This is a genomic window from Mycobacterium sp. NGS57 (assembly GCF_059812405.1).
The window spans coordinates 166,776-187,192 of record NZ_JCALCP010000010.1 but is presented as its reverse complement, the minus strand read 5'-3'; the positions used below and the strand labels follow the sequence as shown (position 1 = coordinate 187,192).

At 70.1% G+C, this 20,417-nt stretch carries 13 protein-coding genes; 2 read left to right on the top strand and 11 right to left on the bottom strand.

Going from position 1 to position 20,417, the window contains the following annotated elements:
- Positions 1-80 precede the first annotated feature (80 nt).
- Positions 81-2,636, bottom strand: coding sequence for a bifunctional FO biosynthesis protein CofGH (locus AC5Y43_RS19985; RefSeq protein ID WP_499975273.1), 2,556 nt, complete (start codon positions 2,634-2,636; stop codon positions 81-83).
- A gap of 244 nt (positions 2,637-2,880) precedes the next feature.
- On the opposite strand from AC5Y43_RS19985, the gene AC5Y43_RS19980 reads away from it, so the two are divergent.
- Positions 2,881-3,780 carry a PE family protein gene (locus AC5Y43_RS19980; RefSeq protein ID WP_499975271.1) on the top strand — a complete coding sequence of 300 codons (900 nt, stop codon included), beginning with the start codon at positions 2,881-2,883 and terminating at the stop codon, positions 3,778-3,780.
- On the opposite strand, the gene AC5Y43_RS19975 is transcribed toward AC5Y43_RS19980, so the two are convergent.
- Positions 3,777-4,238 (bottom strand): hypothetical protein, encoded by a 462-nt coding sequence (locus tag AC5Y43_RS19975; RefSeq protein WP_499975269.1) that lies wholly within the window; start codon positions 4,236-4,238, stop codon positions 3,777-3,779. The genes AC5Y43_RS19980 and AC5Y43_RS19975 overlap by 4 nt on opposite strands.
- 92 nt (positions 4,239-4,330) lie before the next feature.
- Positions 4,331-5,233 carry an N-acetyl-1-D-myo-inositol-2-amino-2-deoxy-alpha-D-glucopyranoside deacetylase gene (mshB, locus tag AC5Y43_RS19970; protein WP_499975268.1) on the bottom strand — a complete coding sequence of 301 codons (903 nt, stop codon included), beginning with the start codon at positions 5,231-5,233 and terminating at the stop codon, positions 4,331-4,333.
- 53 nt (positions 5,234-5,286) lie between these two features.
- Here mshB and AC5Y43_RS19965 point away from each other — a divergent pair, with 53 nt between their 5' ends.
- Positions 5,287-5,892 (top strand): TetR/AcrR family transcriptional regulator, encoded by a 606-nt coding sequence (locus AC5Y43_RS19965; protein WP_499975266.1) that lies wholly within the window; start codon positions 5,287-5,289, stop codon positions 5,890-5,892.
- Positions 5,893-5,913: 21 nt separating this feature from the next.
- On the opposite strand, the gene AC5Y43_RS19960 is transcribed toward AC5Y43_RS19965, so the two are convergent.
- From AC5Y43_RS19960 to AC5Y43_RS19925, 8 genes are all read right to left on the bottom strand, one after another.
- Positions 5,914-8,211: a PE domain-containing protein gene (locus tag AC5Y43_RS19960; RefSeq protein WP_499975265.1), complete on the bottom strand. Its 2,298-nt coding sequence runs from the start codon at positions 8,209-8,211 to the stop codon at positions 5,914-5,916.
- 226 nt (positions 8,212-8,437) lie between these two features.
- Entirely contained in the window at positions 8,438-9,586 is a 1,149-nt protein-coding gene (locus tag AC5Y43_RS19955) for a PE family protein (RefSeq protein ID WP_499975263.1), read from the bottom strand.
- A gap of 114 nt (positions 9,587-9,700) precedes the next feature.
- Positions 9,701-11,590 carry an ABC transporter family substrate-binding protein gene (locus tag AC5Y43_RS19950; protein WP_499975262.1) on the bottom strand — a complete coding sequence of 630 codons (1,890 nt, stop codon included), beginning with the start codon at positions 11,588-11,590 and terminating at the stop codon, positions 9,701-9,703.
- Positions 11,591-11,624: 34 nt separating this feature from the next.
- Positions 11,625-13,514, bottom strand: a complete 1,890-nt coding sequence (typA, locus tag AC5Y43_RS19945; protein ID WP_499975261.1) for a translational GTPase TypA — start codon at positions 13,512-13,514, stop codon at positions 11,625-11,627.
- A 53-nt stretch (positions 13,515-13,567) separates the two neighbouring features.
- On the bottom strand, positions 13,568-14,299 hold the full coding sequence (narI, locus tag AC5Y43_RS19940) for a respiratory nitrate reductase subunit gamma (RefSeq protein WP_499975259.1): 732 nt from the start codon (positions 14,297-14,299) through the stop codon (positions 13,568-13,570).
- 11 nt (positions 14,300-14,310) lie between these two features.
- Complete coding sequence (narJ, locus tag AC5Y43_RS19935) at positions 14,311-14,988, bottom strand: nitrate reductase molybdenum cofactor assembly chaperone (protein WP_499975258.1); 678 nt, start codon at positions 14,986-14,988, stop codon at positions 14,311-14,313.
- A complete protein-coding gene (gene narH / locus AC5Y43_RS19930; RefSeq protein WP_499975257.1) occupies positions 14,985-16,646 on the bottom strand; it encodes a nitrate reductase subunit beta in 1,662 nt (553 codons plus the stop codon). Before narH ends, narJ begins: the two co-directional genes overlap by 4 nt.
- Position 16,647: 1 nt before the next feature.
- Positions 16,648-20,349, bottom strand: coding sequence for a nitrate reductase subunit alpha (locus AC5Y43_RS19925; protein WP_499975255.1), 3,702 nt, complete (start codon positions 20,347-20,349; stop codon positions 16,648-16,650).
- Between the last annotated feature and the right edge of the window lie 68 nt (positions 20,350-20,417).

The following is a 20,417-nucleotide window of genomic DNA, read 5'->3' as shown; positions in this document are numbered from 1 at the left end:
CCAGCGCGTAACTCAGTAGCCGCATGGCCGGCCCTTCGGGGCCGGCCATTGCGATCGCGGCGTAGCCGGCGGCCGGAAACTCAGGCCGCGAGCGAAGCGTAGGTGGTGGTGCGCTGGCGCGCCGGGCGCCCGATGCCCTCGGCGATCGCGACCAGTTCCGCCACCGTCTTCGACGACCCGTGCTCGGAGCCGGCCATCCGCGAGATGGTCTCCTCCATCAACGTGCCGCCCAGGTCGTTGGCGCCGCCGTTGAGCATCACCCGCGTGCGCTCGATGCCGAGCTTGACCCAGCTGGTCTGGATGTGGGAGATGCGGCCGTGCAACATGATTCGGGCCAGAGCGTGCACCGCCCGGTTGTCGCGGTGGGTGGGCCCGGGGCGCGCGGCGCCGGCCAGATACAGCGGCGAGTTGTGGTGCACGAACGGCAGCGGCACGAACTCGGTGAAACCGCCGGTGCGGTCCTGGATCTCGCGCAGCACGTTGAGGTGGCCGACCCAGTGCCGCGGGCTGTCGACGTGCCCGTACATCATCGTCGACGACGACCGCAGGCCCACCTCGTGCGCGGTGGTCACGATGTCGATCCACATCGACGTCGGCAGCTTGCCCTTGGTGAGCACCCAGCGCACCTCGTCGTCGAGGATTTCGGCGGCGGTGCCCGGGATGGTGTCCAGGCCGGCCTCGCGCAGACTGGTCAGCCATTCGCGAACGCTCAACCCGCTCTTGGTCACCCCGTTGGCGATCTCCATCGGGGAAAACGCGTGCACGTGCATCGACGGCACCCGGGCCTTGACGGCGCGGACCAGCTCGGCGTAACTGGTGACCGGCAGCTCGGGGTCGATGCCGCCCTGCATGCACACCTCGGTCGCGCCCTCGACGTGCGCCTCCCACGCGCGGTCGGCGACCTCATCGGTGGACAGCGAATACGCGTCGGCGTCGCCCTTGCGTTGCGCGAACGCGCAGAACCGGCAGCCCGTGTAGCAGATGTTGGTGAAGTTGATGTTGCGGTTCACCACGAACGTCACGTCGTCGCCGACGGCTTCGCGGCGCAGCGAATCCGCCAGCGCGGCAACGGCTTCGAGTGCGGGGCCGTCCGCGGTGGCCAGCGCGAGGTACTCGTCGTCGGTGCAGCCGGCGGGGTCGCGTTCGGCGGAGGCCAGCGCGGCGAGCACGTCGGTGTCCAGGCGTTCTGGCGCTTTGGCGCCTTGCGCCGCGAGCTCGCCCACGCGCGCCCGGATCGACTCCCAGTCCCCGAAGGCGCTGTCGAGGTCGCTGCGGGCCTCGGTGTTGCGGCCGTCGGTGTCGATCGCCGCGTGCAGGTCGACCCGGCCGGCGGACGCCACGTCGTCGGGCTCCTGCCAGGGCAGCCCGACGGGGTTGACGTCGCGGGCCAGGCCGGTGGCCGGGTCCGCCAGCGCCGCAACGTGTCCGGACACCCGCGGGTCGATCCACGCCGCCCCGGCCTGCACGTATTTGGGCTGGGCCGTCAACCGCTGCACCAGGTCGTATCCGGCTTCGGCGGTGACGGCGGCCAGCTCGTCCAGCGCGGGCCACGGCCGCTCGGGGTTGACGTGGTCGGGGGTCAACGGCGAGACGCCGCCCCAGTCGTCGACACCGGCCGCGACCAGCGCCAGGCATTCGTCGCGCGACACCAGGTTGGGCGGCGCCTGGATGCGCATGCCCGGGCCGAGCACCAGCCGCGCGACGGCCACCGTCGCCAGGTAGTCCTCGATCCCGGCGTCGGGGACCGCGGCCATCGCGGTGTGCTCCTTGGCCCGGAAGTTCTGCACGATCACTTCCTGGACGTGCCCGAACTCCTTGTGCGACTTGCGGATCGCGTGCAGGGTGTCGGCGCGTTCGGCCAGCGTCTCGCCGATGCCGACGAGCAGCCCGGTGGTGAACGGGATGGACAACCGCCCGGCGTCGGTCAGGGTGCGCAGCCGAACCGCCGGGTCCTTGTCCGGGCTGCCGTAGTGCGCCAGGCCTTTGGTTTCGAACAGTCGCCGCGACGTCGTCTCGAGCATCATGCCCATCGACGGCGCCACCGGCTTGAGCCGCGACATCTCCGACCAGCTCATCACGCCCGGGTTCAGGTGCGGCAGCAGCCCGGTCTCCTCCAGCACCCGGATCGCCATCGCCCGCACATAGGACAGGGTCGAGTCGTAGCCGCGCTCGCCGAGCCAGTCGCGCGCCTCCGGCCAGCGGTCCTCGGGCCGGTCGCCGAGGGTGAAAAGCGCTTCCTTGCAGCCGAGTTCGGCCCCGCGCCGGGCCAGGTCGACGATCTCGTCGGGCTCCAGGTACATGCCGGCCCCGGCGGCACGCAGCTTGCCCGGGACGGTGACAAAGGTGCAGTAGTGGCAGGTGTCCCGGCACAGGTGGGTGACCGGGATGAACACCTTGCGCGAATAGCTGATCGGCAGCCGGCCGGTGGGCCCGCGCCGCCCGGCCGATTCCAGGCCCGCGTCGCGCACGCGCGCCGCGCTCGAGCACAGGTCGGCGAGCTCGCCCCCGCGGGCGGTCATCGCGACGGCCGCCTCGTCGAGGTTCAGCGCGACGCCGTCGCGCGCGCGGCGCAGGACCCGCCGCAACGCCGACGTGCCGGGGGTGGGCAAAGCGATGGGCTCCGGTGTTAGCGGCACGTTGGTGTAACTTCCCCGCGATCGAATTTCATCCGCGTTCTATGCACTTTTCACACCCGTCCAACCTGGGAATTTCTGGGGCCGCGGTGCCATACGCGCAACAGTAGCGTCAGGCCCGCGCCGGCCCGCGGTCGACATCCCGGCGCCCGCGGCGGTACACGGGGGCACCTTGTCTATGTGTTTTGCGGACTTGCCCGCTAGCCACCGGCGATCGCGATACCATCCGTCCACAAGGAGGTGCCGAATGTCGTTCCTGTTCGCGGCCCCCGAGGCGCTGGCCTCGGCGGCTTCGGATTTGGCCGGGATCGGCTCGACGCTCAGCACGGCCAACGCGGCCGCCTCGGTGCCCACCTCCGCGGTGGTGGCATCCGCCGCCGACGACGTCTCGGCACAGGTGGCCGCCTTCCTCTCCCAGCACGGCCTGGGATATCAGCAGGTCAGCGCCCAGATCGCCAAGTTTCACGAGCAGTTCGTGCAGGTTCTGAGCGCCGGCGCGAACGCGTACTCCTCGGCCGAGGCCGGCGCCGCGCAGACCCTGGCCAGCGCGGTGAACGCGCCCGCCGCCACGCTGCTGGGCGGCTCGGGGGCGGCGGCGGCCGTGAGCCAGATCGAGGGCGCCGTCGCGGGCTCCAACTGGCTGGGGCTGATCGGCTCCGGCCTCCCCGGCGGGGTGCAGGCGATCGCCGGTCAGGCCGCCGCGCTGCTGCAGCCGACCGCCGGCGTCAGCGCCCTGACCGCGGCCGGCGCCCTGTTGGCCCCGGCCGCCGTGACCAACGCGGCTGCGGTGACCGCGGCGAACGTATTCGCTCCTATCGGAGCCGCGATCGAGTCCGCCTATCTCGCGATCGAGCCGTGGGTGCAGTACGGCTTCCAATTGGCCTCGTACGCGGCGGGCTGGTTGCCCTGGATCGGCTGGATAGTGGCACCACAGATCATGTACTTCTACAACCTGTTCGAGCCCATGGTGCAGAGCGGTCTGTTCAACATCCTGGACTGGTTGGGCGGTTCGATCACGTTCGTCCAGGGACTGAACAACTTCGTCACCGCCACCTCGGCGTCGGTCAACAATTTCATCCAGACCGAGATCAACTGGTTCTTGAGCTTCCTGCCGCCGCTGCCGCCGATCGGCGTCAACCTGCCTTAGCTAGACCGGCTGTGCCGCCACAGCACCCACACCGGCGGCACCACACCCAGCACGATCAGCACCAGCGCCCCGTAGGCCATCAGTCCCCGGCCGCCCAGGATCACGTCGTCGGCGGGTCCGCCCATGCTCATCACGGCCACCGTGACCAGCCACGTCCACAGCGGCAGCGCGGCCACCCGCGCCGACCTCGTCCACAGGCCGGCGGCCCACACCAGCGCCGCGTTGAGCAGTCCACTGACCAGCCCGCTGATCGGAAACGGGATCGCGCCGAGGTAGGAAGGCAGCAGCAGCGCGCCGGCCAGTGCCGAGAGGATGCCGTCGACGGCCAGCAGCGTCAGGACAACGAAACGAATCGCGGGATCTGTCGCGCCGCCGTCGTGGACGGACGCGGCGCGTGGCCGGGTTTCGGTCAGGTCGGGACGCTGTCGATGTTGGAGAGGATCGAGCCGATGACCCACTGGAAGTTGTCGAGCCGGTCCTGCCAGTGCTGCAGGTTAGGGTCCAGGTCGGGGTCCATGCGAATTCCTTCCGTGGCTGCCTGCTTGGCAGCTTACCGCGTTGCGGGGGCGGCGAAGTCAAGTCCCGCGAGCAGATCCGTTTCCCAGCCGCGCCCGTCGCGCTCCCCCGCGACTCCGCCGGCCAGCACGTAATGCTCCTCGCCCAGGATCGGCAGCGCCATGTTGTTGGACAGCGCGCAGGCCCGGCCCGTCGGGCCGACGACGACTTGGGTGGCGTGCGCGGCCAGCGCGGCCACTTTGGCGGCCAGCGCGTCCGGACCGGTCGCCACCACGGCGCCGATGCCGGAGTCGGCGTATCCGAAGTCGAACTCGTCGTACGGCGGAATCGTCCACTGCGCCAGCAGGTCTCGGCTCTCCAGCGCCGCCCAGCCGGCCGCGAAGGCGCTGGCGGCGAACACCCCCCAGTAGAACTTCGGCACCGCCCAGGGCTCACCCGCAAAGTCCGGCGAGGCGGCAGCAGCCACCGCCGCCGTCGTGACGGTGTGGGCGTGGACGTGGTCGGGGTGGCCGTAGCCGCCGTTGGGGTCGTAGCCGACGACGACGTGGGGGCGCTGCTCGCGGATGATGGCGACAAGTTCGCCGACGGTCTCGCGCTCGTCGGCGTCAATGAACCTCTGCCGCAGTCGTTTTGGCGTGCCCGGCATGCCCGAGTCGCGCCACCGCCCCGCACCGCCGAGATAGCAGGGCTCGCCGGCGCCCAGCGCGCGCAGGGCGGCGCCGAGTTCGCCGATCCGGTAGCCGCCGAGTTGATCCGCGCGATCGACGGCGAGCCCGGCCCAGCGGTCGCCGATGACCTCGCCCTCCTCGCCGAGCGTGCAGGTCACGACGCGCACCCGCGCCCCGCGGGCGGCGTAGTGCGCGATGGTGGCGCCGTTGCCGAGGGTTTCGTCGTCGGGGTGGGCGTGGACGAACAACAACCGCGGCGTCTCGGGCATGTGAGGCACCCTACCGCGCGGCGAATAGGAACGCGGGCGGCTACTATCGAGCAATGCCGCAGCTAGCCGGGGACCGCCGTGGCGCCCGGAGCCGCCGCCGTGGCGAGGTGCTGGAGCGGGCGCTGTACGAAGCCACGCTGGCGGAGTTGGCCGAAGTCGGATACGGCGGGCTGACGATGGAGGGGATCGCGGCGCGCGCCCACACCGGCAAGGCGGCGCTCTACCGGCGCTGGTGCAGCAAGCACGATTTGGTGCACGCCGCCCTCGTCTACACCCTGCCGCCGGTCTCGGAATTGCGGTCGGGCCGCTCGGCACGGGAGAACCTGCTGGCGGTGTTCACCAACCACCGCGACATCCTGGCGGGGAAGACGGCCTTCCCCGGCCTGGAGATCATCCATCAGCTGCTGCACGAGCCGGAGATGCGCGCCATCTTCGCCGACGCGGTGGTGACCCCCCGCCTCGAGATGGTCGAGTCGATCCTGCGGGCCGCCGTCGACGACGGCGATATCGACGCGGCCACGGTCACCCCGCTGACCGCGCGGGTCGGGCCGGCGTTGATCAACCACCACTTCCTGCTCACCGGGGAGCCGCCGAACCGGCGCGAGCTGGCGCTGGTCGTCGACACCGTGATTCCGCCGCGCCGGCGGGCCGGCGGCTGAGCTGGCGGCCGTTCGCGCCGGTTAGAGGAGCCCGGCCAGGTCGGCGCCGAACGCCAGGCTCTGGTTGAAGATGCCCTCCAGGCCGCCGATGTTGCCGGCGTTGAAGACCTGCGCCGCGCTGCCGGTCAGGAACAGCGGCGGGGCCTGAATTCCACTCACCAGCCCATTGACCGTCTGCTCGCCGGTGGAGATGAACAGGTTGCCCACGTTGAAAAGCCGGTTGAGTGCCCCGTTGAAGGCGCTGTTGGTCCCGAATGTGGCTGTCTCGAAAGCGATCTCGTTGGCGAGCAGGTTGTTGTTGAAGCCCGTCTCGGCCGCGACCACGTTGTTGAGGAACGCGATCTGGCCCGACGCCAGCCCCTGCAGCCCGGCGATCGGCGCGGCCACCAGCGCCGCCCCCGTCGTGGGCAGCCCGGCCAGCAGCGAGCCGTTGAGGGCCCCGGTCAGCGAGGCCTGCAAGCCCAGGCCGTTGATGGCCGCGCCCAGCGAGGCCTGCAGGGCACCGTTGCCGGTGAACGCGCTGGCCACCGCGCCGACGACGTTGAGGTCCCACAGGAACTTGGTGTCGATGGCGCCCAGGATCCCGCCGAGCGCGCCGCCGCCGATGATGTTGGCCGGGTTGCCCATGAGGAGGCTGGCCAGCAGCGCGCCGCCGGCGGGAAGCTGCGCTCCCAGGAGGCTGTCGAAGCCCACCTCGCCGGCGCCCACCAGCATGTTCGCGGCGTTGAAGACGCTGTCCAGCACGCCGCCCACGGCTCCGGTGCCGCCGAACAGGGCCGTCTCGATCGCCGTCTCCTGCGCGACCAGGGCCCCGTTGAAGAGGAGCTCGTTGGCGATCAGGTTCGCGTTGAAGCCGAGTTCCATGCCCTGCAGCTGCGCGAAGAACGCGGCGGGCGAGGTCGAGGCGAACAACGTCTGGTACGGGGCGATGATGTTGGCCAGCATGGTGGGCAGCCCGGTGATCCCGGCGGCGAGGCCGCCGTTCAGCGCGGCGCTGAGCTGGGCGCCCAGGCCGGACAGGCCGATGCCGATGTTGGCGGCCAGGTTCGGGCTGAACCCGAAGATGCCGCCCAGCGCCGCCAGCGCGGCGTTCAGGTTGGCCGGCAGCGCGAAGCCGCCGGCCAGGCCGGGCAGGTTGGCGAACAGCGACGCGCCGGTCTGCAGCAGGCCGCCCAGGCCGGACAGGCTGCCGCCGAGGCCGCCCGACAGAGCCGCGTTCAGCGCGGCGTTGATCGCGCCCAGCCCCGGCAGCCCCGCGGTCAGGCCGGAGAGCCCGGCGCCCAGGCTCGTCGCCAGCGCCCCGCCGGTCTGCGCCAATCCCGATAGGCCGCTGTTGATGTTCGCCGCCAGCGTTGCGCCGAGCGGCCCCAGCCCCGCCAGGCTGCCGCCGAGGTTGAGGCCGCCCGACAGGGCGGCATTGATCGCCCCGCCCAGGCCCGACAGGCTGCCACCCAAACTGGCCGACAGCCCCGGCAGCATGGCGGCGAAGCCGCCCGAGAGCGCGGGCAGCGCGGCGCCGAAAGCGGTTGCCAGGCCATTGATTCCGGCGGCGAAGCTGTTCGCCAGAGCCCCGCTGGTCTGCGCCAGCGTCGACAGCCCGCTGTTGAAGCCCGCCGTCAGCGCGGCGCCGAGCGGGACCAGCCCCGCGAGACTGCCGTTGAGGCTGCCCGACAGGGCGGCGTTGAGAGCGCCGTTGAACGAACCGCCCAACCCGGACAGGCCGCCGTTGAGGCTGGCCGACAGCCCCGGCAGGGCGGCGTTGAAGCCGCCGGCCAGCCCGGACAGGCCGCTGCCGAGGTTGGTGGCGATGGCGCCGCCGGTCTGCGCCAGGGTCGACAGCCCGCCGTTGATTTGCGTCGCGATGGCCGCGCCGAGCGGCGCCAGCCCGAGCAGGTTGGCGCCGAACGTCGCCGTCAGGGCGCCGTTGATCGAGGCGCCGAGCCCGGCCAACTCGGCGGTCAGGGCGGCCTGCAGCCCGCCCAGCCCGGCGCTGAAGTCGAAGGCCGCCGCGGGCACCGCGCTCGCCAGGGTCTGCACGACGTTCACCTCGGCGGCCGCGTAGGTGGTGGCGCCGGCGGTCAGATTTTGCACGAACTGTTGGTGGAACGCCGCCGCCTGTGCGCTGAGTTGTTGGTAGCCGGCCGCGTGCGAGGAAAACAGCGCGGCAATTTGCGCCGAAACCTCATCGGCTGCGGCGGGCAGCACCCCCGTGGTCGCGGCGGCCGCCGCGGTGTTCGCCGTACCGATCAGGGACCCGATGTTCGCCAAATTCGATGCGGCATCGGCGATTAGTTCCGGCCCCACGACGAGAAACGACATTCTGACCTCCCCGGTTCAGCGCAAAGTGACCGCAATCCCCCCCTTTTGCCCATTGGGCGGGTTTCACGATGCCCGCAGCGTATCGAAATGGCGTGCTGAAAATGCCTATTTGCAAGTATTGCCGTAGTGAATGGTCGATCCGGCAAAACCGTGATTAATTCGTTACATTCGATTCACCGGCCCGATGCGTGCCCGATGCGCCATCGGATCGCGCGGCCGCCGGACGTCAGGCGCCGACGAAGAGGCCGGCCAGATCGGCGCCGAACGCCAGGCTCTGGTCGAAGGATCCCACCGGGCCGGCGATCTGTCCGCCGTTGAAGGTTTGCTGTGCGCTACCGGTGAGCAGGCTCTGGTTGAAGGCCAGCTGCGGGGGCAACGCGCCCGAGAAGCCGTTGACGACCTGCTCACCGGTGCCGACGAAAAGGTTGCCGACGTTGAACGCGCGGTTGACGGTGCCGTTGAGTGCGGAGTCGGTGCCGAAGATCGCCTTCTCCAACCCGATCTCGTTGGTGAGCAACGTGTGGTTGAAGTTGAACTCGCCGTTGATCAGGTTGGTGTTGAAATTGATCTGCGCCGTCTCCAGCCCCTGCAGGAAATTCGCCGGCGCGCTGACGATCGCCGCCTGGGTGGACGCGGGCAGCACGCTCAGCATCGCCTGGCCGGGCGGGCTGCCCAGGACCAGCCCGGCGAAGTCGGCGCCGACCACCAGGCTCTGATCGAAGGCCCCCAGAGGGCCGCCGATCGCGCCGCTGTTGAACACCTGCTGCGCGCTGCCGAGCAGCAGGCTGGACGTGAAGTTCGTCGGAACCGGCGCTCCCACAAGGGTATTGAGCGCTTGCTGGCCCGTCCCCCACAGCAGGTTGCCGACGTTGAAGCCGCGGTTGACGACCCCGTTGAGGGCGCTGTCGGTGCCGAAGATCGCTTTCTCCAGCCCCACCTCGTTGGTGAGCAGCGACTGGTTGAACTTGAGCTCGCCGGCGACCAGGTTGGTGTTGAAGTTGACCTGCGCCGTCTCGATCTGCTGCAGCAGGCTGCCCGGCGTGTTCGCGGCCGCCTGGACGGCCGCGGGCGTGGAACCCGTCAGGGTCTGCACCACATTGGCCTCGGCGTTGGCATACGCGCCGGCCGTGGCCGCCATGGTCTGCACGAACTGCTCGTGGAACTGCGCCGCCTGCGCGCTGAGCGCCTGATACAGCTGGCCGTGCGCGCCGAACATCGCCGCGATCCCCGCCGACACCTCGTCGGCGGCGGCCGGCAAAATCCCCGTTGTCGCGGCGGCCACCGCGCCGTTGGCCGAGCCGATCGTCGAGGCGAGGTTCGCCAGGTCCGTCGTCGCCGCGGAAACCAATTCCGGCGTCGCGATCAGGAAGGACATCGTGCACCTCCGGCCGCAGGGCTGCTGGGGACGTCCCGAGCGTAGCGCCTCGTCCAGACGAAAACCGGCGTTTCGGAAAGTGCGGTTTTCAGAATTTGAAGCCCCGGCACCGCCCTACGGCCCGGTCTTGATCCACTGGCCGGCGTCGCCGACGATGCCGACCGGCACCGCGCCCGACAGGCTGACGTGCTGCACGCTGGGCCCGGCGGCGACGATCGTGGTGTCCTGCAGGATCGGCAGGACCGTCGACATGTTCCACAGCCGCGGTTCGACCGCGGTGATCACGTCGTTGATGGCCTTGGTGCCGTTGAGCGCGGCATCGATGTTGGACTGAATGCTGCGGTCGCAGATGCCGGTGAGGTTCGACGGCGCCTGCACCAGCGCGCCGGGCTCGGGCGGGTTGGCGGGCGGCGACGGGGTGGGGGTGGTGCTCGGGCCCGGGGCGGCGGTCGGCGTGAGCGCGGCCGGGGTGGAGGAACCGGGCGCCGCCGCATTCGAGGTCGGCACCTGCGTGGACTGCAGCGCGGGGCAGCCGTAGCGCGAGGCCAGCAGCGTCGCCAGGTTGCCGCCGGCCTGATGCCAGCCGACGATCGCGTCCACCTGGTTGTTGGTCAGCGCGTCGCGATACAGCGTCACCGGGTCGAGCGCCAGCACGGTCGCGTAGATGCCGACGTTGCGCAGCTGGTCGGCGGCCGTGTTGGCCACCGCGACCGAGGTGGGGTCGTTCGCGGCGACCCCGATCACCAGCGAAAGCTGTTGGCCGTCCTTGCTGATCCGGCCGCGGATCACCTCCGGCGGCCCCGTGGTGGGCGGGGTGGGCGCCGGCGAGGTCGACGAGGTCGCCTCGACCTGGAAGCCCGACGCCGACAGCAGCGCCAGCGCCGCCGGCGTCGTCATCGCGGGCGGGGCGGTCGGCTCGTAGCCCGGGTCGCTCGGCGACCGGATCTGCGCCTGGTCCAGCGTGACGGTGTTGTCGCTGCCCGCCCCCACGGCCGCGAGCAGGTCGACGTCGAGCAGCCCCAGGATCGCCTTGCGGACCTGCGCGTCGGCCAGCTTCGACTCGTTGGCGCGCAGCGTGAGCTGCATGACCCGCGGCGTCACGATCCGGGCGGTCCGCACGTCCGGGATGGCCGACAGCTGCGCGAAGGCCGCCGAGCCGCCGTGCACCTGGGCCACCTGGGTGTCGCCGTTGCGCACCGAGTCGGCCAGCGCGGCCGGCGCCCCGGCCCGGCGGAACAAAATCAGGGCGGGCTTGGCCGGCGGCCCCCAGTACCGGTCGTTGCGGGCGATCAGGATCTCGTCGCGCTGCGGGTCGATGCTCTCCACCCGGAACTGCCCGCCGGTGACCGGCAGCGCGCGGACCAGCCCGGCGGCGAAACCGCCGGGGACGTCCTTGACGATGTGCGCCGGCAGGATGTCGCTGAACAGCTCCTTCCAGGCCGGGTACGGCTGGGCGAAGGTGACCACGGCCTGCTTGCCGCCCTCCAGCGACTGCACGCCGGTGATGAGGTCGTAGCCGGCCGGGTCGACCACGCCGGGCTGGCTGACCATCTGGCGCCACAGGTACCAGAAGTCGTCGGCGGCGATCGGGGCGTTGTCGGTCCACTGCGCCTCTGGCCGGATCTTGTAGGCCACGGTGAACGGGTTTTGGCCGGTCACCTCCGCCGACACCAGCAGGGTTGGGTCCATCTCCCAGCGCGAGCCCGTCGGCGTGGTGGGGTCGGGCACCGGCCGAAACGCGCTGGGCAGCACCAGCGCGCTGATCGCCGCGTTCACCGGCGACAGATCCGACAGCAGGTGCGGGTTGAACCCGGCGCCGATCGAGTCGATGCCCATGATGATCTGGGTCGGCCGCTGCGGGGGCGGCGCCGAATTGTGCGGCGTGTCGGTGCTTTGCGGGGCCGGCGGCGGGTTGACGGTGCACGCCGCCAGCACCAGCCCGGCCAGCGAGACGACGGCGCCGACCGTCAGGAACAGTCGGCGGGCTCGGCGCGGCACGGTCATCAGGGTATCGAGCCGGGTCCCGGCGGCACGCGCGCTAGCCCCGGGCCTTGGCCCGCGCCCGGCTGCGGGCCCGCGTGGTGGCGTCCAGCTCGACCTTGCGTACCCGCACGATCTCCGGCGTCACCTCGACGCATTCGTCGGCCGCGCAGAACTCCATGGCCTGTTCGAGGTCGAGCTCGAGCGGCTTGGCCAGCGTCTCCATCACGTCGGCGGTCGACGAGCGCATGTTCGTCAGCTTCTTCTCGCGGGTGACGTTGATGTCGAGATCCTCTGGGCGCGGGTTGATTCCGACGACCATGCCCTCGTAGGTGTCCTGGCCCGGCTCGACGAAGAACTGGCCGCGGTCGGCGAGCTGCAGCAGCGCGAACGGGGTGATGACGCCCGAGCGGTCGGACACCAGCGAGCCGGTGTGCCGGGCCCGGATCTCCCCCGCCCACGGCCGGTAGCCGTCGAAAACGGCGTTGGCGATGCCGGTGCCCCGGGTGATCGTGAGGAAGTCGGTCCGGAAGCCGATCAGGCCGCGGCTGGGCACCACGAAATCCATCCGGACCCAGCCGGCGGCATGGTTGGTCATCTCCTCCATGCGGCCCTTGCGGCCGGCCATCAATTGCGTTATCGCTCCGACGAATTCGTCGGGACAGTCGATCGTCATCGCCTCGAACGGCTCATGGAGCCGGCCGTCGATCGTCTTGGTGACCACCTGCGGCTTGCCGACGGTGAGCTCGAAACCCTCGCGGCGCATCTGCTCGACCAGCACGGCCAGCGCCAGTTCGCCGCGGCCCTGCACCTCCCACGCGTCGGGCCGGCCGATGTCGACGACCCGGATGGAGACGTTGCCCACCAACTCGGTGTCCAGCCGGCCGCGCACCATGCGTGCGGTCAGCTTGTGCCCGGACACCTTGCCCGCCAACGGAGATGTGTTGGTGCCCACCGTCACCGAGATGGCCGGCTCGTCGACGGTGATCCGCCGCAGCGCATGGGCGTGGTCGGGGTCGGCCAGCGTGTCGCCGATCATGATCTCCGGCAGCCCCGCCACGGCCACGATATCGCCGGCGACCGCCTCGTCGGTGGCGCTGCGCTCGACGCCTTCGGTCGCAAGCAATTCGGTGATCTTGGCGCTGGTGATGACGGGCACCCCGTCCACCTCGCGCATCCACGCCACCTGCTGGCCCTTGCGGATGCGCCCGTTGTAGATGCGGATCAGCGCCAGCCGGCCCAGAAACGCCGACGCGTCCAGGTTGGTGACCAGGGCCTGCAGCGGCGCGTCCGGGTCGCCCTTGGGGGGCGGCACGTGCTCCTCGAGGACCTCGAAGAGCGGGTCCAGATTGGTGCCGTCGGGAACACTGCCGTCGGTGGGCTGGGTGGTGCTGACCACGCCGGCGCGCCCGGAGGCGTACAGCGTCGGCAGGCCCAGCGCGTGCTCGGCCGCGGCGGCCGCCTCGTCGTCGAGATCCGATGCCACGTCGAGCAACAGGTCGTGGCTGTCCTCGACGACCTCGGCGATGCGCGCGTCGGGCCGGTCGGTCTTGTTCACGACCAGGATGACCGGCAGGTGCGCGGCCAGCGCCTTGCGCAGCACGAACCGCGTCTGCGGCAGCGGGCCCTCGGAGGCGTCGACCAGCAGCAGCACCCCGTCGACCATGGACAGCCCGCGCTCGACCTCGCCGCCGAAGTCCGCGTGCCCGGGCGTGTCGATCACGTTGATGACCGTGACGGTTCCATCCTCGTGGTGGCGGTGCACGGCGGTGTTCTTGGCCAGGATCGTGATGCCCTTTTCCTTCTCCAGGTCACCGCTGTCCATGATGCGTTCCTGGGTGTCGTCACCGCGGTGGTGCAGCGCGCCGGACTGCCGCAGCATGGCGTCGACCAGGGTGGTTTTCCCGTGGTCGACGTGGGCGACGATGGCGACGTTGCGAAATGGCACGTCGGAGATTCTGGCAGCCTTGCGCCCCAGATAGCGAACCGGCTGTTGGCCGCCTACCAGCCGGGGCGCCGCGGCGCCGAGCCGATCAGCTCCGGTTTGTCCGACACTTCCCGGCTGCGATACACGATGTAGGGCCGGAACAGGTAGGCGATCGGGGCGCTGAACGCGTGCACCAGCCGGGTGAACGGCCACAGCGCGAACAACGCGAGCGCGATGAACACGTGGATCTGGTAGTAGAACGCGGCGTGCGCCATCAGGTCCCCGCGCGGATCGAGGATCCAGATCGACCGGAACCAGACCGACACCTTTTGCCGGTAGTCGTGCAGCTCGCCGAAGTGGGTGGCCCCGGCCAGCGTGCAGGCCATGCCGGCCACCAGGGCGCACACCAGCACGAGGTACATCAGCTTGTCGTTGCGGGTGGTGGCCAGGTAGACGGCGCCGTAGGCGCGCCGCCGGTAGACCAGCAGCCCGATGCCGATCAGGGTGGCGAACCCGGCGGGCACGCCGAGCAGCAGCGCCTGCAGGTGATAGATGTGGTCGCTCATCCCGATGTCCTCGGTCAGCCATTCCGGGACGAACAGGCCCATGATGTGGCCCGCGATGACCGCGAGGCTGCCGAAGTGAAACAGCGGGCTGCCGATCGAGAGCAGCTTGGACTCGTAGATCTGCGACGAGCGGGTGGTCCAGCCGAACTTGTCGTAACGGTAGCGCCACCAGGTGCCCACGGCCGCGGCCGCCAGGACGGCGTAGGGGATGTCGTCCCAGAAGATCTCGAGCAACTTCATGTGAACCAACGTCAGGCCCCCTCGGTGCGCTTCGGCGGAACGGTCAAGGTGAACGGTTGCAGCCCAACGGCTTCGGTGGGCGGGCCGGCCTCCCAGAGATGGCGGGCCTGGCGTTCGGCGCGGCGCGCCTCTTCGTCGGTGCCCGCCGGCAGCGTCTCGCAGACCGCCGCGATGGTGTGTTCATAGGGAGAGTTGGTGTCCGCCAGCGCTTTCCGCAACACGTCGATGGGAACCCGGTGCTCGGTCAGCAACCGGCGCCCCACCTCGGCGTCGACGGTCGCGGCGAACTCGAGCACGACGGGCAGGTGATCGGGCGCCTCGGTGCGCGGCGGCTCGACGCCGGCGTCGCGGTAGGCGGTCGCGAACGCCAGCATCTCCCGGCCGCGGTTGCGGGTGTCCCCGGCCGTCCAGTACGTCAGGTACATGGTGTTGCGCCGGCGCATGTCGAACGTCTCGACGTAGCCGATCTCGGCGGCCATCGGGTCGAGACCGCGCAGGGCCGCGACCGTGTGGCCCAGCTGCGCCGCCGCGGTCCCGGCGAGGTGGGACAGCAGTTCCTCGACGGTGTCCAGCCGGCCGGCCAGCCCCTCGTCCGGGTAAGCCAGCAGCAGCGACGCCGCCTGCCACACCAACCGGTCCTGCATCGTCCTATTGCCCGCGCGGTCCCGGGCCTGCCTGAGTAGCCTCATTCGCCGGCCTCGGGGAACAGGCCGGCGGGGGTGCCGTTGCCGTCCCAGTTGAGCAGGTTGACCCGGGAGCGGCCGCCGCCGCGGGGGCGATCGCCGTCTTCCGCGCCGTCCCCGCGCTGGCGTTGTTGCTTGAGGACGTGGAAGGTCTCCACGGCGACGGGCACCGGGGCGCCGCTGCCGTCGCCGAACGGGCCGGATTCGTACATCCCCGGGCCGCCCTCGCCCGACAGCGAGCAGCCCATCTCCTCCAGGTCCTTGGCCTGCGGGCTGAACGCGGTCGGGATGACGTAGCGCTCTTCGTATTTCGCGATCGCCAGCAGCCGGTACATCTCGTAGATCTCTTCTTCGGTCATCCCGACGGCATGCGGGATGTGGGGCTGGGTGTCGCGGCCGAGGTTGATGTCGCGCATGTACGAGCGCATCGCCGCCAGCCGCCGCAGCACACCCTCGACGACGGCGGTGTCGCCGGCGGTGAACAACTCGGCCAGGTACTGCATCGGGATGCGCAGCGCGTCGAGCGCGCCGAACAGGTTGCCCAGTTCCTCGCCGTCGTGCCCGTCGCGGCTGACCGCGTCGACCACCGGCGACAGCGGCGGGATGTACCAGACCATCGGCATGGTCCGGTATTCGGGGTGCAACGGCAGCGCCACCTTGTACTTGTTGATCAACGCGTACACCGGCGAGCGCTGCGCGGCCTCGATCCACTCGTCGGCGATCCCCTCGGCCCGCGCGGCGGCGATCACCTCGGGAGCGTTGGGATCCAACAGGATCCGGCGCTGCGCCTCGTAGAGATCGGTGTCGTTTTCCACCGACGCGGCCTCCAGCACCCGGTCGGCGTCGTAGAGCACCAGCCCGAGATAGCGCAGCCGGCCCACGCAGGTCTCCGAGCAGATCGTCGGCAGGCCGACCTCGATCCGCGGGTAGCACAGCGTGCACTTCTCGGCCTTGCCGGTCTTGTGGTTGAAATACACCTTCTTGTAGGGGCATCCGGACACGCACATCCGCCATCCGCGGCAGCGGTCCTGGTCGACCAGCACGATGCCGTCCTCGCTGCGCTTGTACATCGCGCCCGACGGGCACGACGCGACGCAGGAGGGGTTGAGGCAGTGCTCGCAGATCCGCGGCAGGTAGAACATGAAGGTCTCTTCGAGCTTGAGCTTGACGTCCTCGGAGACCTTTTTCAAAATCGGGTCGCCGGAAAGGATTTCCGGTGACCCGGCCAGGTTGTCGTCCCAGTTCGGACCCCACGAGACCTTCATCGGCTTGCCGGTGATCAGGCTGCGCGGCGCGGCGGTCGGGAACGTATCGCCCGCCGGTGCGGTGGTCAGGTTCTCGTAGTCGTAGGTCCACGGCTCGTAGTACTCGTCGAGGGTCGGCAGCTTGGGGTTGGCGAAGATCCGCAGCAGCTTGCTCAGCCGGCCGCCGTCGCGCAACCGCAGCCGGCCCTTCTTGTCGCGGATCCACCCGCCGCGCCAGCGCTCCTGGTCCTCGTAGGTGCGCGGATAGCCTTGCCCGGGGCGGGTTTCGACGTTGTTGAACCACACGTACTCGGTGCCGCTGCGGTTGGTCCACGCCTGCTTGCAGGTGACCGAGCAGGTGTGGCAGCCGATGCATTTGTCGAGGTTCATCACCATCGCCATCTGCGCCATGACCTTCATGTCAGTACACCACCTCCTGGCTGCGGCGACGCACCACCGTCACCTCGTCGCGCTGGTTGCCCGTGGGGCCCAAATAGTTGAACGCGAAGGCGTGCTGGCCGTAGCCGCCGGCGAGGTGGCTGGGCTTGATGCGCACCCGGGTCAGCGCGTTGTGATTGCCCCCGCGCTTGTTGTTGGTCTCGGTGCGCGGGGTGTCCACGGTGCGTTCCTGGACGTGGTAGACGAACACCACCCCGTCGGGCATCCGGTGCGACACGATCGCCCGGCACACGTAGATCCCGTTGGCGTTGACCGCCTCCACCCAATCGTTGTCGCGCACTTGTATTTTCGCGGCGTCGCCGGGACTCATCCACATCGTCGGGCCGCCCCGGGACAGCGACAGCATGTACAGGTTGTCCTGGTAGGTGGAGTGAAACGACCACTTCGAGTGCGGGGTCAGATACCGCACGGTCAGCCCGATCCCCTCGTCGGGGACGGACCCCAGTTCGGGCTGGCCGAACAGCCGCGCCATGTCCAGCGGCGGCCGGAAGACCGGCAGGTGCTCGCCGAGCTCCTCGACCCAGTCGTGGGCCAGATAGAAGTGCATCCGCCCGGTGAGCGTGTGAAACGGCTTGAGGTGCTCGATGTTGATGGTGAACGGGGCGTAGCGGCGGCCGCCGGTTTCGCTGCCCGACCATTCCGGGCTGGTGATCACCGGGACCGGACGGGCCTGGGTGTCGGCGTAGGTGATCCGGCGCTCCTCGCTGCCCTCGGCCAGGTGCGCCAGCCGCTGACCGGTGCGCTTCTCCAGCTCGCGGAAGCCCTCGACGGCCAGCCTGCCGTTGGTGGTTCCCGAGAGGATCAACAGCACGTCGGCCATCCGCTGGGCGGTGGTGATGGCCGGGCGACCCGCCGCCACACCGGAATTCATCACGCCGAAGCGCGCGGCCAATTCCTCGACCTCGCGGAACGGGTGCACCGTGATGCCCTTGGTGGTCACCCCGAACTGATCGACCAGCGGGCCCAGGGTCAGCCACTTCTCGTGGATGGCTGCGTAGTCGCGTTCCACCACGGTGAGTTTGCCCATCGTCTGCCCCGGGACCGGGGTGGCGCCGTTGCGCAGCCAGTCCTTCTCGGTGCCGTCGGGGTAGGCCATCGCGTCCGGGGTGTCGTGCTGCAGCGCGGTGAGCACCACGTCGCTGCGGGTGCCCAGGTGGCGCTTGGCCATCCCGCTGAACGCGCGGGCGATCGCGCCGAAAGCGTCGAAATCCGAACGGGTTTCCCACGGCGGATCGGTGGCGGCGCTGAACGCATGCACGTACGGGTGCATGTCGGTGCTGGACAGGTCGGCCTTCTCGTACCAGGTGGCCGCCGGCAACACCACGTCGGACACCAGCGTCGTCGAGGTCATCCGGAAGTCGATCGACATCATCAAATCGAGCTTGCCCTCGGGGATTTCGGCGCCGCACGCCACGTCGACGGGCCGCACCCCGTCCTGCGGCGGCTGCGCAGTCGCGTTGGAATCGGTGCCCAGCAGATGGCGCAGGAAGTACTCTCCGCCCTTGCCCGACGAGCCGATCAGGTTGGCCCGCCACACGGTGAGCACGCGGGGCCAGTTGACCGGGTTGTCGGGGTCGGTCACCGAGAGCCTGAGCTTGCGCTGGCCGAGCTGCTCGGCGACGTACTCGGCGACGTCGCGATCGGCCTCGCGCGCCTCGTCGGCGACGTCCAGGCTGGACCGGTCGAACTGCGGATAGAACGGGCTCCACCCCATCGCCACCGCCGAGGCCAGCACGTCCATGGTGTGTTTGCCCGAAAACCGGCCCCGCCCAATGGGACTGGCCAGCTTGTCGGCGCCGTACCCGTCGTAACGCCACTGGTCGGTGTGGGCGTACCAGTAGGAGGCGCCGGGCACCTGGCGCGGCGGGCGCGACCAGTCGGTGGCCATCGCCATGGTCTGAAAGCCGGTGAGCGGACGGACCTTCTCCTGGCCGACGTAGTGGGCCCAGCCCCCGCCGTTGCGGCCCATCGACCCGGTCAGCATCAGCAGCGCCAGCACCGCGCGGTAGATCGCGTCGCTGTGGAACCAGTGGCAGATGCCGCCGCCCATGATGATCATCGAGCGGCCGCCGGACTCCTCGGCGCTGCGGGCGAATTCTTTGGCGACGCGGATGGCCTGCGCGGCCGACACGCCGGTGATCGGCTCCTGCCAGGCCGGGGTGTTCTGGTGGGTCGCGTCGTCGTAGCCGGTGGGCCAGGCACCGGGCAGGCCCGGGCGCGCCACCGCGTACTGGGCCAGCATCAGGTCGAACACCGTGCACACCAGGTGGTTGCCGACTCGGCGCACCGGCACGCCGCGCGCCACCGTGCTGCCCTCGCCGTTGACGGTGTCGAAGCTGGGCAGGTGGACCAGCGCCGTGCCGGGATCGTCTTCGCCGGTGGGCGCGTCGGCGACGCTGAGCGCGGGCAGCACGTCGCCGAGGTCGAGGTTCCACTTGCCGACGCCGTCCTCGCCGTACCGGAAGCCGAGCGAACCATGCGGCACCACAACGGAATTCGTCGCCTCGTCGAGCACCGCCGGCTTCAGCGAGGCGTTCTCCGCCGCGCCCCCGATGTCGGCCGCCGTCAGGTTCTTGCCCGGAACCAGCATGTCGCCGCGCTGTTCCAGCTTGATCAAAAACGGCAGGTCGGTATAGCGGCGCGCGAAGTCGGCGAAGAACGGAACCCGGTTTTGCACATAGCATTCCGACAGGATCACGTGGCCCATCGCCATGGCCAGCGCCCCGTCGGTGCCAGCGGCGCACGGCATCCACTCGTCGGCGAACTTGGTGTTGTCGGCGTAGTCGGGGCTGACGGTCACCACCTTGGTGCCGCGGTAGCGAGCCTCGGCCATCCAGTGCGCGTCGGGCGTCCGGGTGATCGGGACATTGGAGCCCCACATCATCAAATACGCGGCGTCCCACCAGTCCCCCGACTCCGGCACGTCGGTCTGGTCGCCGAACACCTGCGGCGAGGCCACCGGCAGGTCGGCGTACCAGTCGTAGAACGACGTCATCGGAGCGCCGATCAGCTCGTAGAACCGCGAGCCGGCCGCGTAGGACACCATCGACATCGCCGGGATCGGGGAGAAGCCGGCGACCCGGTCCGGACCGTAGGTCTTGATCGTGTGCACGTGGGCCGCCGCGATCAGCTCGGTGGCCTCGGCCCACGTGATCCGCACCAGCCCGCCCTTGCCGCGCGCCCGCTGGTAGCGCAGCCGGCGCTCGGGGTCGGCCTGAATGTCGGCCCACGCCAGCACCGGGTCACCCAGGCGCGCCTTGGCCTCGCGGAACATCTCCACCAGCACGCCGCGGGCGTACGGGTAGCGCACCCGGGTGGGCGAGTAGCTGTACCAGGAGAACGACGCGCCGCGGGGGCAGCCGCGTGGCTCGTATTCGGGCCGGTCCGGGCCCACCGACGGGTAGTCGGTCTGCTGGGTTTCCCAGGTGATGATCCCGTCCTTGACGTAGATCTTCCACGAGCACGAGCCCGTGCAGTTCACCCCGTGCGTCGAGCGGACCACCTTGTCGTGGCTCCACCGGTCGCGGTAGAAGACGTCGCCTTCCCGGCCGCCCTGCCGGGTGACGGTGCGCAGGTCATCGGAGAATTCGCCCGGGGTGAAAAATCGCCCGCTGCGCTCCAGTAACTCCTCGAGCGGTCCACCGATATGGGGTGTGACGGTCAAGGGGTAACCCTCCTACTCCGGCTCGTCGTGTCGGGGAGTCCCTGGGTCGATCGCGCCGGGGCGGCACG

What these genes read in the sequence shown, in the direction of transcription:
- AC5Y43_RS19980 (WP_499975271.1), top strand. Translation starts at nt 2,881, where the DNA reads ATGTCGTTCCTGTTCGCGGCCCCCGAGGCGCTGGCCTCGGCGGCTTCG.
- mshB (WP_499975268.1), bottom strand. Translation starts at nt 5,233, where the DNA reads ATGCCCGAGACGCCGCGGTTGTTGTTCGTCCACGCCCACCCCGACGAC.
- AC5Y43_RS19965 (WP_499975266.1), top strand. Translation starts at nt 5,287, where the DNA reads ATGCCGCAGCTAGCCGGGGACCGCCGTGGCGCCCGGAGCCGCCGCCGT.
- AC5Y43_RS19960 (WP_499975265.1), bottom strand. Translation starts at nt 8,211, where the DNA reads ATGTCGTTTCTCGTCGTGGGGCCGGAACTAATCGCCGATGCCGCATCG.
- AC5Y43_RS19955 (WP_499975263.1), bottom strand. Translation starts at nt 9,586, where the DNA reads ATGTCCTTCCTGATCGCGACGCCGGAATTGGTTTCCGCGGCGACGACG.
- AC5Y43_RS19950 (WP_499975262.1), bottom strand. Translation starts at nt 11,590, where the DNA reads ATGACCGTGCCGCGCCGAGCCCGCCGACTGTTCCTGACGGTCGGCGCC.
- narI (WP_499975259.1), bottom strand. Translation starts at nt 14,299, where the DNA reads ATGAAGTTGCTCGAGATCTTCTGGGACGACATCCCCTACGCCGTCCTG.
- narJ (WP_499975258.1), bottom strand. Translation starts at nt 14,988, where the DNA reads ATGAGGCTACTCAGGCAGGCCCGGGACCGCGCGGGCAATAGGACGATG.
- narH (WP_499975257.1), bottom strand. Translation starts at nt 16,646, where the DNA reads ATGAAGGTCATGGCGCAGATGGCGATGGTGATGAACCTCGACAAATGC.